The sequence below is a fragment of the Nonomuraea mangrovi genome (assembly GCF_042681425.1).
In the GTDB taxonomy this organism is placed as follows: domain Bacteria; phylum Actinomycetota; class Actinomycetes; order Streptosporangiales; family Streptosporangiaceae; genus Nonomuraea; species Nonomuraea mangrovi.
The window spans coordinates 338,685-352,088 of the sequence record NZ_JBHUFV010000061.1 but is presented as its reverse complement, the minus strand read 5'-3'; the positions used below and the strand labels follow the sequence as shown (position 1 = coordinate 352,088).

At 71.4% G+C, this 13,404-nt stretch carries 10 protein-coding genes; all 10 read left to right on the top strand.

Going from position 1 to position 13,404, the window contains the following annotated elements:
- Positions 1 to 69: 69 nt before the first annotated feature.
- The 10 genes from ACFSKW_RS40580 to ftsZ all read left to right on the top strand — a co-directional run bounded on the left by ACFSKW_RS40580 (position 70) and on the right by ftsZ (position 13,313).
- Positions 70 to 1,812, top strand: coding sequence for a peptidoglycan D,D-transpeptidase FtsI family protein (locus ACFSKW_RS40580; protein ID WP_431893281.1), 1,743 nt, complete (start codon positions 70 to 72; stop codon positions 1,810 to 1,812).
- A gap of 40 nt (positions 1,813 to 1,852) precedes the next feature.
- A complete protein-coding gene (locus ACFSKW_RS40575) occupies positions 1,853 to 3,385 on the top strand; it encodes a UDP-N-acetylmuramoyl-L-alanyl-D-glutamate--2,6-diaminopimelate ligase (RefSeq protein ID WP_379579274.1) in 1,533 nt (510 codons plus the stop codon).
- A complete protein-coding gene (locus ACFSKW_RS40570) occupies positions 3,382 to 4,794 on the top strand; it encodes a UDP-N-acetylmuramoyl-tripeptide--D-alanyl-D-alanine ligase (RefSeq protein ID WP_379579272.1) in 1,413 nt (470 codons plus the stop codon). The genes ACFSKW_RS40575 and ACFSKW_RS40570 overlap by 4 nt, the downstream gene beginning before the upstream one ends.
- Positions 4,791 to 5,849 carry a phospho-N-acetylmuramoyl-pentapeptide-transferase gene (gene mraY / locus ACFSKW_RS40565; protein ID WP_379579270.1) on the top strand — a complete coding sequence of 353 codons (1,059 nt, stop codon included), beginning with the start codon at positions 4,791 to 4,793 and terminating at the stop codon, positions 5,847 to 5,849. Before ACFSKW_RS40570 ends, mraY begins: the two co-directional genes overlap by 4 nt.
- A complete protein-coding gene (gene murD, locus ACFSKW_RS40560; protein ID WP_379579268.1) occupies positions 5,846 to 7,204 on the top strand; it encodes a UDP-N-acetylmuramoyl-L-alanine--D-glutamate ligase in 1,359 nt (452 codons plus the stop codon). The genes mraY and murD overlap by 4 nt, the downstream gene beginning before the upstream one ends.
- Complete coding sequence (gene ftsW / locus ACFSKW_RS40555; RefSeq protein WP_379579266.1) at positions 7,201 to 8,517, top strand: putative lipid II flippase FtsW; 1,317 nt, start codon at positions 7,201 to 7,203, stop codon at positions 8,515 to 8,517. The genes murD and ftsW overlap by 4 nt, the downstream gene beginning before the upstream one ends.
- A 35-nt stretch (positions 8,518 to 8,552) precedes the next feature.
- On the top strand, positions 8,553 to 9,638 hold the full coding sequence (murG, locus tag ACFSKW_RS40550) for an undecaprenyldiphospho-muramoylpentapeptide beta-N-acetylglucosaminyltransferase (RefSeq protein ID WP_379579264.1): 1,086 nt from the start codon (positions 8,553 to 8,555) through the stop codon (positions 9,636 to 9,638).
- On the top strand, positions 9,635 to 11,041 hold the full coding sequence (gene murC / locus ACFSKW_RS40545; protein WP_379579262.1) for a UDP-N-acetylmuramate--L-alanine ligase: 1,407 nt from the start codon (positions 9,635 to 9,637) through the stop codon (positions 11,039 to 11,041). The genes murG and murC overlap by 4 nt, the downstream gene beginning before the upstream one ends.
- The gene (locus ACFSKW_RS40540) at positions 11,038 to 11,700 is read left to right on the top strand and encodes a cell division protein FtsQ/DivIB (RefSeq protein WP_379579260.1); all 663 of its coding nucleotides are present in this window, start codon (positions 11,038 to 11,040) and stop codon (positions 11,698 to 11,700) included. The genes murC and ACFSKW_RS40540 overlap by 4 nt, the downstream gene beginning before the upstream one ends.
- Positions 11,701 to 11,894: 194 nt before the next feature.
- A complete protein-coding gene (ftsZ, locus tag ACFSKW_RS40535) occupies positions 11,895 to 13,313 on the top strand; it encodes a cell division protein FtsZ (protein WP_379579258.1) in 1,419 nt (472 codons plus the stop codon).
- Positions 13,314 to 13,404: the final 91 nt, after the last annotated feature.

The window sequence follows — 13,404 nt, the reverse complement described above, 5'->3', positions numbered from 1 at the left end:
CAGGCCCCACCCCCGCGCAGACCGGTCCGCAGGCCCCCTCCTCCTCCCAGACCGCCGCGCCCGCCGCTGGTGCTGCGCCTCGGCAACCCCCGCAGGCGCATCAACATCGGCCTCATCGGCATGACCTTCATCCTGTCGATCTTCGCGGGGCGGCTCATCCAACTGCAGGGCCTCGACTCCAAGATCTACGAGGCCAAGGCCGCCGACCAGCGGGTGATCAGCGAGGTCATCCCGGCCAAGCGCGGCTCCATCACCGACGCGGGCGGCCACGCGCTGGCCGTGACGGTCGAGGCGCGCGAGATCGCGGTGGACCCCAGCAAGATCCCCGCCGACCAGCGGGCCAAGATGGCCGCGACCCTGGCCAAGGAGCTGGGCAAGCCCGAGGCCGACATCGCCGCGAAGCTGGCCAGGCTCACCTCGCGCTACGAACTCGTCGCCCGCGACGTCGACCCCGTCGTCGCCGACAGGGTGCTCGACCACGAACTGCCGACCGTGACCACGAAGAAGACCTACCGCAGGACCTATCCGGCGGGCGACCTCGCCGGCACGCTCATCGGGTTCGTCGGCAACGACGGCACCGGCCTCGAGGGCGTCGAGCAGATGCGCAACTCCCGCCTGGCGGGCCAGGACGGCAAGCAGAGCGTGGAGCAGGGCCGCGACGGCCAGCGCATCCCGATGACCCGCAGCCAGCGCCAGGCGCCGATCGCGGGCCGCGACGTGCGGCTGACCATCGACCGCGACATCCAGTGGGCAGCCCAGAAGGCCATCGCCCAGCAGGTGTCCGCCAGCGGCGCGCTGAGCGGCACCGTGATCGTGATGGACGTCAAGACCGCCCAGATCATCGCCATGGCCAACGCGCCCGAGCTCGACCTGAACAACTGGCAGAAGGCGCCCGACACCTCCTACGTCAACCGGGCGGTGTCCGAGGTCTTCGAGCCGGGAAGCACCAACAAGGTCATCACCGCGGCGGCCGCGATCGAGGCGGGGGCGGTACGGCCCGACACGACCTTCAGGGTGGCCGACCACATCAGGTGCGCCGACCAGATCCTGAAGGACTCCCACCCGCACAAGACCGAGACGATGACGTTCAAGAAGGTCGTGGAGACCTCCAGCAACGTCGGCACCATCCAGGCCGCCCGCAGGGTCGGCGACGAGCGGCTGTTCGCCATGCTGAAGAACTTCGGCTTCGGCACCAGGCCGGGTCTCGGCCTGCCGGGCGAGGAGGCGGGCCTGCTGCCCGACTACAAGAGCTGGTCGGGCACCCAGCGCTGCACCGTCGCCTACGGCCAGGGCGTGTCGGTGACCGCGCTGCAGACCGCCAGCGTCTACCAGGCCATCGCCAACGGAGGCGTCAGGGTCGAGCCGCGGATCGTGGCGGGCGAGACCGACGCGCACGGCCGGTTCGTCCCCGCCAAACCGGGAAAGCAGACCAGGGTGGTCAGCGGGCAGACCGCTCGGGAGATCGCCTCGATGCTGGAGGGGGCCGTCAGCGCCGAGGGCACGGGTACGCTGGCAGCCATACCCGGCTACCGGGTGGCGGGCAAGACAGGTACCGCGAACCGCTACGATCAGCAGTTGGGCCGTTACAACGGCTACACCGCCTCCTTCGTCGGTTTCGCCCCTGCGGACAAGCCTGAGCTCGTCGTTCTCGCGGTGGTGCAGAAGCCGTCCGAGGACATCTACGGCGGGCACGTCGCGGCCCCGGTGTTCAAGGACGTGATGACGTTCGCCATCAAGAGCAGGAAGATTCCGCCCACAGCCCCGACCGCTGCCCCGTCCGCGCCGCCCGCGCGGATCGGCACCGGACACTGAACAGGGAGGGTACGCTGCCGCCGTGCGTCCCCCGTCGTCTATGCGTCCTCAATCCAGCCCGCCCCGACCGCTGAGCGGGCTGGCGACCATGCTTGACGCTCCGTCAGGCAGCTCCCGCTCACCGCTGGCCGCGGTGACCGGCGTCACCATCGACTCCCGCCAGGTCGTGCAGGGAGACCTCTACGTCGCCCTGCCCGGCAGCGCCGCCCACGGCGCCGACTACTCCGCCCAGGCGATGGCGCGGGGCGCGGTGGCCGTCCTGACCGACCCCGCGGGCCGCGACGCCGCGGTGGCCACGGGCCTTCCCGTGCTGGTCGTCTCCGAGCCGCGCGCCCTGCTCGGGCAGATCTCCTCCTGGGTGTACGGCCAGCCCTCCCACGACATCTCCGTCCTCGGGGTGACCGGCACCAGCGGCAAGTCGACCACCACGTTCCTGCTGGAGGCGGGGCTGCGCGCGGCCGGCCACACCACGGGCCTGGTGGGCGGCGTCGAGATCCACGCGGGCGACCTGGTCATCCAGCCGAAGCTGACCACGCCTGAGGCCTCCGACCTGCACGGCCTGTTCGCCCTCATGCGCGAGCGCGGCGTCACGGCGGCGGCCATGGAGGTCTCCAGCCACGCCCTGGCGCTCGGCAGGGTCGACGGCGTCTACTACGACGTCGCGCTCTTCACCAACCTCTCCCAGGACCACCTCGACTTCCACAAGGACTTCGACGACTACTTCGCCACCAAGGTGAAGCTCTTCCAGCCGGAGTTCAGCAGGACGGGCGTGACCAACCTCGACGACCCCCACGGCCGCGAACTGCTCCACCTGGCCAAGATCCCGATGACCACGTTCTCGGCCACGGGCGAGCCCGGGGCCGACTGGCGCGCCCTCGACGTCAGGCTCGGCGCCGACGGCAGCGTCTTCAGGGTCGTCGGCCCCGGTGGCGTGGAGGAGGACGTCACGATCTCGCTGCCCGGCCCCTTCAACGTCGCCAACTCTCTCGGTGCGATCGTCACGCTCGTCGAGGCGGGCCTGCCGCTGCGCACCGCCGTCCACGGCGTCGGCACGATGACGGGCGTGCCGGGCAGGATGCAGCGCGTCACCTCCGCCGACGACGAGTTCCAGGCCGTGGTCGACTACGCGCACAAGCCGGGCGCGGTCGAGTCGGTCCTCACCTCGCTGCGGTCGGTGGCCTCCGGCAGGCTCACCGTCGTGCTCGGCTGCGGGGGCGACCGCGACACGGGCAAGCGCGCCCTGATGGGCGAGGCCGCCGCGAGGCTGGCTGATGTGGCGATTTTCACCAGCGACAACCCGCGCTCGGAGGACCCGCTGGCGATTCTGGCGGCGATGATGGACGGTGCGCTCCAGGTGCCGCGAGAGCGACGCGCCCACGTGATCGTCGAGCCCGACAGGGCTGCCGCGATCGGCATGGCGGTCGGCTCGGCCGAGCGCGGAGACGTGGTCGTCGTGGCCGGCAAGGGCCACGAGCAGGGCCAGTACATCTCAGGTGAGGTGATCCCCTTCGACGACAGGGCCGTGGTCGCGGAGGCGATCGACGCACGTAAGGAAAGCAGGAAGAACCTATGATCCCGATGCCACTGGCCAGGATCGCCGAGATCACCTCGGGCGCCCTGTCGGGCATGGCCGACCCGCGCGCGGTGGTGCGCGGCCCCGTCGTGATCGACTCGCGGGCCGTCGAGCCGGGATCCCTGTTCGTGGCGATCAAGGGCGCGCGCGTCGACGGCCACGACTTCGCCCCCCAGGCGATCAAGGCGGGGGCGGTGGCGGTGCTGAGCACCAGGCCGCTGGGGGTGCCCTCCGTCGTGGTGACCGACCCGGTGCGGGCGCTGGCCGACCTGGCGGGCGCCGTGGCCGAGTCGCTGCCCTCCGCCACGGTCATCGGCCTGACGGGGTCGGCGGGCAAGACCACCACCAAGGACCTGCTGGCCAGGCTCACCGCGCGCATCGGTCCCTCGATCGCGCCCGCCGGCAACCACAACAACGAGATCGGCCATCCGCTGACGGTGCTGAGGGCCGAGCACGACACCCGTTTCCTCGTCCTGGAGATGGGCGCCAGGCACGCGGGCCACATCGCCGACCTGGCCCGCATCGCCCCTCCGCGCATCGGCGTGGTCCTCAACGTCGGCACCGCGCACCTGGGTGTCTTCGGCGGCAAGGAGGCGATCGCCGAGGCCAAGGGCGAGCTGGTCGAGGCGCTGCCGGCCGACGGGGTGGCGGTGCTCAACGCCGACGACCCGCTGGTGCGCCGGATGGCCTCCAGGACCAGGGCCCGCGTCACCCTCTTCGGCCGCGCCGAGGACGCGGCGATCCGCGCCGAGGACGTCGCCGTCGACGAGCGGGGGCGCGCGTCGTTCACCCTGCGCACCCCCTCGGGCGGCGCCCACGTGGCGCTCAAGCTGTACGGCGCGCACGCCGTGGAGAACGCCCTGGCCGCGGCTGCCGCCGCCTACGAGCTCGGCCTGCCGCTGGCGACCATCGCGGACGAGCTGTCGCAGGCCGAGCCGCGAAGCAGGTGGCGCATGGAGGTCACCGACAGGGCCGACGGCGTCACCGTGATCAACGACGCCTACAACGCCAACCCCGACTCGATGCGCGCCGCCTTCGAGACGCTCGCCGTGCTGGGCAAGGACCGGCGTCGCTTCGCCGTCATCGCCTCCCTGCGCGAGCTGGGCGAGGAGAGCGAGACGCTGAACGTGGGCGTCGGCCGGATGGCGGGCGCGGCAGGGCTGACCGGGCTGATCGTGGTGGGCACCGAGGCCGAGCCCGTCCTGCGCGGCGCGTTCGCCGCGGCGGAGGAGCCACCGGGGCAGGGCTCGCCGGACGGGCCGCAGATCGTGCACGTGGCCGACGCCGAGGCGGCAGGGGAACTGCTGGCCGGCTGGCTACGGCCGGGCGACGCCGTGCTGGTGAAGGGGCCGCGCATGATGGATCTCCAGCGCACGGCCGAACTGGTCCTCGGGAGGGTCACCCAGTGACCAACATCATCATCGCCGGCGCGGTCGGCCTGATCCTTTCGATGCTCGGCACCCCGCTGGCGATCAGACTCTTCTCCAGGCGGGGCTACGGCCAGGAGGTCCGCGACGACGGCCCCGAGGCGCACCTCAGCAAGAAGGGCACGCCCACCATGGGCGGCACCGTCTTCGTGCTGGCCGCGCTGATCGCCTACGCCGCCTCCCACCTGGCCATGCTCGAACCGCCCACCATCTCGGGCCTGCTGGTGCTGTTCCTGATGACGGGCCTGGGAGCGGTGGGCTTCCTCGACGACTTCATCAAGATCTACAAGCAGCGCAGCCTGGGTCTGCGCAGCGGCGCCAAGGCGCTCGGCCAGCTCATCGTCGGCGCCGTCTTCGCGGTCCTGGTCGTGCGCTTCCCCAACGTCTACGGCATCACGCCGGCGCAGACGAAGATGTCCTTCCTGCGCGACTTCGGTCCCTCGATCGGCATCGTCCTGTTCACCGCGTGGGTCCTCATCATGATCGTCGGGTTCTCCAACGCGGTGAACCTGACCGACGGGCTCGACGGCCTGGCCTCCGGCGCCACCGCCACCGTGCTCGGCGCCTACGTGCTGATCGGCAACTGGCAGCTGCGCAACAACTGCATCGACAACCTCGGGCCCAACTGCTACTGGGTGCGCGACCCTCTCGACCTGGCGGTCGTGGCCGCCGCGGTGCTCGGCGGGCTCATCGGCTTCCTGTGGTGGAACGCCCCGCCCGCCCGCATCTTCATGGGCGACACCGGCTCGCTGGCGCTGGGCGGCGTGCTGGCCGGCCTGGCGATCACCACCCGCACCCAGTGGCTGCTGGTCATCCTGGCCGGGATGTGCGTCATCATCACGCTGTCGGTGATCATCCAGGTGGGCTTCTTCAAGATGACGGGCAAACGGGTCTTCCGCATGGCTCCGCTGCAGCATCACTTCGAGCTGAAAGGCTGGGCGGAGACCACGATCGTGATCAGGTTCTGGCTGATCGCAGGGCTGTGCGCGGCCGTGGGACTCGGACTGTTCTACGTGGAGTGGATGCCCAAGTCATGATCGTTGTAGCTGGACTCGGCGTGTCGGGCACCGCCGCGGCGCGGGTGCTCGCCGAACGCGGCGAGCGCGTGGTGGTGCTGGAGGCGGTCGAGGGCGAGCGGCAGCGAGTCGTGGCGCAGGAGCTCGCCAGGCTCGGCGTCGAGGTGCGCTTCGGCTCCATGGAACTGCCCGCCGGTGCCACCGAGCTGGTCACGACCGGATGGGCGCCGCACCACCCGCTGATCGCCGCCGCGCTCGAGGCGGGCGTCGAGGTGGTCGGCGAGGTGGAGCTGGCCTGGCGGCTGCGGCCCGAGCAGGCCGCGCCGTGGCTGGCCCTCACCGGCACCAACGGCAAGACGACCGTGGTGCGCATGCTGACCGCGATGCTGCTGGCCGCCGGGCGCAAGGCGCTGGCGGTGGGCAACGTCGGTGTACCGGTGGTGGAGGCGGTCGGCGGGCCGTACGACGTGCTCGCCGTGGAGCTGTCCAGCTTCCAGCTGCACTGGTCGAGCGGCCTGGCGCCGCACGCCGCCGCGATCCTCAACGTCGCGCCCGACCATCTCGACTGGCACGGCTCGCTCGACGAGTACGCCAGGGCCAAGGCCCGCATCTTCGAGAGGGCGGGCACGGTCGTCTACAACGCCGACGACCCGATCGCGGGCGCGCTCGCCGAGCCGTACACGGGGGCGGTGGGCTTCACCCTCCGGGTGCCGCGGCCCGGCCAGCTCGGCGTGGTGGAGGACCTGCTGGTCGACCGCGCCTTCGTCGCCGACCCCGTACGGCAGGCCGAGGAACTGGCCACGCTCGACGACGTGCGTCCCTTCGCGCCGCACAACGTCGCCAACGCCCTGGCCGCCGCCGCCCTGGCCCGCAGCGCAGGCGTGCCGCCCGAGGCCGTACGGCAGGGCCTGCGCGACTTCGTGCCCGATCCGCACCGCATGACCCACGTCGGCAGGGTCGCCGAGGTCGACTACGTCGACGACTCCAAGGCCACCAACCCCCACGCGGCCGCCGCCTCGCTGGCCGCCTACCCGTCGATCGTGTGGGTGGCAGGCGGCAGGCTCAAGGGCGCCGACGTGGACGACCTCGTCAGGCAGGCCGCGCCCCGGCTGCGCGCGGCGATCCTCATTGGCGTCGACAGGGCCGCGATCGCCGAAGCGCTCGCGCGACACGCGCCGAATGTCCCCGTGGTCGATCTCGCCGATCGCGACACTGGGGTGATGGACCGTGTCGTCACCGAAGCCGCCAGGCTCGCCGCGCCCGGAGATACCGTGCTGCTGGCCCCGGCCGCCGCCTCACTCGACATGTTCGCCAACTACCCGGCTCGGGGGGAGGCCTTCGCGCGCGCCGTAGGGAAGCTGGGGGAGCGTTCGTGAGCACCACGGCCGACAGTCCCGTCGAGCGCCCGACCAGCTGGACGAAGGAGCAGGCCGCCGCGCTGAAGGAGCTGCTGGACAAGCCGCTGACGACCTACTACTTGATCATCGGGTGCAGCGCGTTGCTGCTGGCGCTGGGGCTGATGATGGTGCTGTCGGCCTCCAGCATCGAGGCGCTGCAGAAGACCGGTGACCCGTTCTACTGGTTCGTCAAGCAGTCGATGTCGGCGGCGCTCGGCGTGCCGGTGATGTGGGTCTGCTCGCGGCTGCCGCACAGGTTCTTCAGGTGGGCGGGCTACCCGCTCGTGGCGCTGTCGATCATCGGTCTCGGCATCGTGATCTTCGCGGGCGAGTCGCAGCTCGGCGCGCAGCGCTGGATCGACATCGGCCCGATCTACCTGCAGCCGTCCGAGCCCGCCAAGCTGGGGCTCGCGCTGTGGGGAGCCGACCTGCTGGCCCGCAAGGCGCGCGGCGGCCGCATCGAGTGGCGGCAGCTGCTGATCCCGCTGCTGCCCGGCACCGCGATCCTGGCGGTCATGGTCATGCTCGGCCGCGACCTCGGCACCACACTCGTGCTGATGCTGATCTTCCTGTCGCTGCTGTGGGTGGTGGGCGCGCCGCTGAAGCTGTTCGGCGGCATCATCGGGATGATGACGGTCGCCACGGTCTTCATGATCACGACCGAGGGCTACAGGTCCGACCGCATCACCGGCTGGCTCGATCCGTGGGGCCACGCGCAGGGCGCGGGATACCAGGCCGTGCAGGGGCAGATCGCGATGGGCTCGGGCGGCTGGTTCGGGCTGGGACTCGGCAGCAGCAGGGGCAAGTGGAGCTGGATCCCCCACGCGGAGAGCGACTTCATCTTCTCCATCCTCGGCGAGGAGCTGGGGCTGATGGGCACGCTGTCGGTCATCGCGCTGTTCGGCCTGCTCGGCTACGCGGGCCTGCGGGTGGCGATGCGCGTCAACGACCCCTTCATCAGGCTGGCCTCCTCGGCGGTGGTCGCGTGGATCGCCGGGCAGGCCATCGTCAACATCGGCGCGGTGATCGGCGTGCTGCCCATCACCGGGATCCCGCTCCCGCTGGTCTCCTACGGAGGCTCGGCGCTGTTGCCGACGCTCGCCGCGCTTGGCATGTTGTTGTCATTCGCCAAACGCGAACCGGGCGCCAGGGAGGCTCTGGCCGCGCGTGGCCCCGGACCGGCCGCGAGGGCTCTAAGCTGGCTGGGCCTGGGGGGTGCGCAACGGGGCCGACCGAGACGACCAACAAGAACCGTGCCTACTGGACGAGTCGGGCCAGATGCGGAACGTTAAGGCGGCACGTTTCTCATCAGTAGGGAGTAACCGATATGAGGGTGGTCCTCGCCGGTGGCGGGACGGCCGGTCACATCGAGCCGGCTCTTGCCCTGGGTGACGCGCTGCGCAGGCTCGCGCCGGGCGTCGGCGTCACCTGCCTGGGCACCGAGCGGGGCCTGGAGACCACGCTGGTGCCGGCCAGGGGCTACGACCTGCAGCTGGTGCCCGCCGTACCACTCCCGAGGGCGCTCACGCCACAGTTGCTGACCGTCCCGGGACGGCTGGCCGGCGCCATCAACGCCGCCGCCGCCATCATGGACAAGGCCCAGGCCGACATCCTGGTCGGTTTCGGCGGCTACGTCGCCACTCCCGCCTACCTCGCGGCCAGGCGGCGGGGCCTGCCCATCGTCGTCCACGAGGCCAACGCCCGTCCGGGGCTGGCCAACAGGCTGGGCGCGCGGCTGACCGACCACGTCTTCACCGGGCATCCGCAGAGCGCCATCGCCAAGGCCGAGTACATCGGCATCCCGCTGCGCAGGCAGATCGTCGAGCTCGACAGGCTCTCGACGGGCGACAAGGCCCGCTCGTGGTTCGGGCTGCGCACCGACCTGCCGACCCTGCTGGTCTTCGGCGGCTCGCAGGGCGCCCGCTCGCTCAACCACGCGGCCCTGGCCGCGGGGCCCACCCTGCGCAGGGCGGGCGTGCAGGTGCTCCACGTGCTCGGCCCGAAGAACTCCCTGGAGCAGGAGCCCCCTCCCGGCGACCCGCAGTACGTCGTGCTGCCCTACGTCGACCGGATGGACCTGGCCTACGCGGCCGCCGACTTCGCGCTGTGCAGGAGCGGGGCGCTGACCTGCGCCGAGCTGACCGCCGTCGGCCTGCCGGCCGCCTACGTGCCGCTTCCGCACGGCAACGGGGAGCAGCGGCTCAACGCCGCCCCGATCGCGGAGAGCGGCGGCGGCCTCATGATCGACGACTCCGACCTTTCACCTGATTGGATCATCCAGAACGTGCTGCCCATCCTCCGCGACCCCGAGCGGGTCGCCACCATGTCGGAGGCCGCCGCCTCGATGGGGCGCAGGGACGCCGACGTCGCCCTCGCCCGCAAGGTGCTCGAGATCGCGGGAGGCCGCTCATGAGCCTGGTGCGACTGGTCGAGCCCGTGGCCGCCGAGGACCTCGGCAGGGTCCACTTCATCGGCATCGGCGGCGCCGGCATGTCGGGCATCGCCCGCATCCTGCTCAAGCGCGGCGTCCGCGTGTCGGGCAGCGACGCCCGCAGCTCCGACCTGGTGACGGAGCTGCGCGAGCTGGGCGCGAGCGTTCACATCGGGCACGCCGCCTCCCACATCAAGAACGTCGACACCGTGGTCGTCTCCACCGCCATCCGCGACTCCAATCCGGAGCTGGGCGAGGCGATCAAGCAGGGGCTGCGGATCATCCCGAGGGCCGCCGCGCTCGCCTCCGTCATGGCCGGGCGCACCGGCGTGGCCATCGCGGGCACGCACGGCAAGACCACGACCACCTCGATGCTCACGGTGGCGCTGCAGAAGTGCGGCACCGACCCGTCCTACTGCGTGGGCGGTCAGCTCGTCACGACGGGCCTCGGCGCCGACGAGGGCGCGGGCGAGGTGTTCGTGGCCGAGGCCGACGAGAGCGACGGCTCCTTCCTGATGCTCGCCCCGGACATCGCGGTCGTCACCAACGTCGAGGCCGACCACCTCGACAACTACGGCGATCCGAGGGCCGTCTACGACAGCTTCGCCCGTTTCGTCGAGCGCGTGCGCCGCACGCTGGTGCTGTGCGCCGACGATCCTGGCGCCGCGGCGCTGGCCGAGCCCGCGCGCGGGCTCGGGCTGAAGGTGGTCACCTACGGCGAGGCCGAGGGCGCCGACTACCGGATCGCGGACGTGCGGCCCGACGGCTTCGGCGTCGTCTTCGAGGTCGTGGGCAGGGGAGAGGTCAGGCTGTCGGTTCCCGGCGCCCACAACGCGCTCAACGCCACCTCGGTCATCGCCATGGCCGACGAGCTCGGCCTGCCGTTCGAGGAGATCAGGGAGGGCCTGTCGGCCTTCACAGGGGCCAAGCGGCGCTTCGAGGCCAAGGGCGAGGCGGGCGGGGTGGCCGTCTTCGACAGCTACGCCCACCACCCGACCGAACTGGCCGCCGACCTGCGGGCCGCGCGCGACGTGGTCGCCTCCTACTCGGGCGACGGCAGGGTGATCGCGGTCTTCCAGCCGCACCTCTACTCGCGCACCAGGTTCTTCGCCGACGAGTTCGGCGTGGCGCTCGGCCTCGCCGACGAGGCCGTGGTGCTCGACGTGTACGGCGCGCGCGAAGACCCCGAGCCGGGCGTCTCGGGCGCCATGGTGGCCTCCCGGGTGCCGCTGCCCGAGACCAGGGTGGCCTACGCCCCCGACAAGACGACGGTGCCCGCCCTGGTGGCCACGCTGGCCAAGCCGGGCGACGTGGTGCTCACCATGGGCGCGGGCGACGTGACCGAGCTGGGGCCGAAGATCGTGGCGGAGCTGTCCGCCAGGTGAAGGCGCGTCAGGCGTTCGTGGCCCTGCTCACCGCGTGCGTGGTGGGCACCACGGTGTGGCTGGTGTTCTTCTCCTCGGTCCTCGGGGTGCGGTCGGTGGAGATCGTGGGAAATCTCACAGTCCCCGCCGACCAGATCAAGAGGCAGGCCGCGGTGGCCGACCTGCATCCCCTGGCGACCGTCGATCTCGGCGAGGTCCAGGGCAGGGTGCTGGAGATCAGGCAGCTCGCCTCGGCGAAGGTCGAGCGGGCGTGGCCCAGCACGCTCAAGATCGAGGTGGTCGAGCGCAAGCCGGTCGCCGTCGTGCCGTACGGGGGCAAGGCGGCGCTGATCGATCGCAAGGGGTTCGTGACGGAGATGCGCGAGGTCGCGCCGCCCCAGCTGCCCGTCCTGCGGGTCGACAGGCCGGGGCCGGCCGACCCCACCACCGTGGCGGCGATCAAGGTCATCGGCGGACTGCCCGACAGCCTGCTGGCGCGCATCGACGAGGTGCGGGCCACCTCGCCCGAGGGCATCTCCTTCCGGCTCACCAACGGCCGCACGGTCGTCTGGGGAGGGGCCGACAGGGGCGCGGACAAGGTCCGCGTGCTCCAGGCGCTGCTCCGGCGCACGGCGACGGTCTATGACGTCAGTTCGCCCGACGTCGTGTCGATGAAATGAAAGGGTGGGCGCGAATGGGACGGCGTGCGACACGCCGGACGGGCTTGCGGCGCGGTTAGTTGACCCGCCCGGTAGGCGACTCCTACTGTCCGTATCAATCCTCAGGTTGACATAAATCTGAATCTCAACTTGAGGTTGAGAGTTTTTCGAACAGCATTGAAATGGCAAGTCAACGAGCGGAAAGGCCCCTCGTCGTGGCAGCACCGCAGAACTACCTCGCGGTCATCAAGGTCGTCGGCATTGGCGGCGGCGGAGTGAACGCCGTCAACCGGATGATCGAGGAGGGACTCAAGGGCGTCGAGTTCATCGCGATAAACACCGACGCCCAGGCGCTGCTGATGAGTGACGCCGACGTCAAACTCGACGTGGGCAGGGAGCTCACGCGCGGCCTCGGGGCCGGCGCCAATCCCGATGTGGGCCGCAAGGCGGCCGAGGACCACCGTGAGGAGATCGAGGAGGTCCTCAAGGGGGCCGACATGGTCTTCGTCACCGCGGGCGAGGGTGGCGGAACGGGCACGGGCGGCGCCCCTGTCGTGGCCAACATCGCCCGGTCGCTCGGCGCGCTGACCATCGGTGTGGTCACCAGGCCCTTCAGCTTCGAGGGCCGCCGCCGCGCCATGCAGGCCGAGGCGGGCATCGAGACCCTTCGCGACGAGGTCGACACCCTCATCGTGATCCCCAACGACAGGCTGCTGTCGATCTCGGACCGGCAGGTCAGCGTGCTGGACGCCTTCAAGGCGGCCGACCAGGTGCTGCTGTCCGGTGTCCAGGGCATCACCGACCTGATCACCACTCCCGGCCTGATCAACCTCGACTTCGCCGACGTGAAGTCGGTCATGTCGGGTGCTGGCTCGGCGCTGATGGGCATCGGTCACGCCCGCGGCGACGACCGGTCGGTCGCGGCCGCCGAGATGGCGGTCTCCAGCCCACTGCTGGAGGCCTCGATCGACGGCGCCCACGGCGTGCTGCTGTCGATCGCGGGCGGGTCCGACCTGGGCCTGTTCGAGATCAACGAGGCGGCACAGCTCGTCTCCAACGCCGCGGCGCCCGACGCGAACATCATCTTCGGAACGGTCATCGACGACGCTCTGGGCGACGAGGTGCGGGTCACCGTCATCGCCGCGGGCTTCGACGAGGTCGTCCCCGCCGACAAGCCGGCGCTGCAGCAGCCGCGCCAGCAGGCCAGGCCCGCGGCCTCCGCGGCGCCCTCGGCCTCCGCGGCGGCCCCGGTACGGCCGGCCCCCGCGCCCGCGCCGAGCGTGAAGGCCGAGCCGCCGCGCGTCGAGCCCCGCCCCGAGGTGAGGCCCGAGCCGCAGCGTCCGGAGTTCCGTCCTGAACCGCGCCCCGAGCCCCGTCTCGAGCCCCGTCTCGAGCCCCGTCCCGAGCCGAGGCCCGAGCCCGTGCGCGCGGTGGAGACCCCGCCGCCGGTGCCCGCCCCCGCGCCCGCGCCCGTGGAGGAGCCGGCCCCGCCGGTGTCGATCCCGCGCCCCGCGCCCGAGGTGGCCAACCCGCCGACCCCCATCTCCTCTCGCATGTCGGAGCCGCCCAGGCGGCCGCGCGTGGTGTTCGAGGAGCAGGAGGAAGAGCTGGACGTGCCCGACTTCCTGAAGTGAGATTCCTCACCCGGCAGGGCCGGGGAGGGATCACGCCCCCGCTGCGAGACTCATGGGTCGTCGCGGTGGGGGTTCGGTGCGTTCGGGCCCT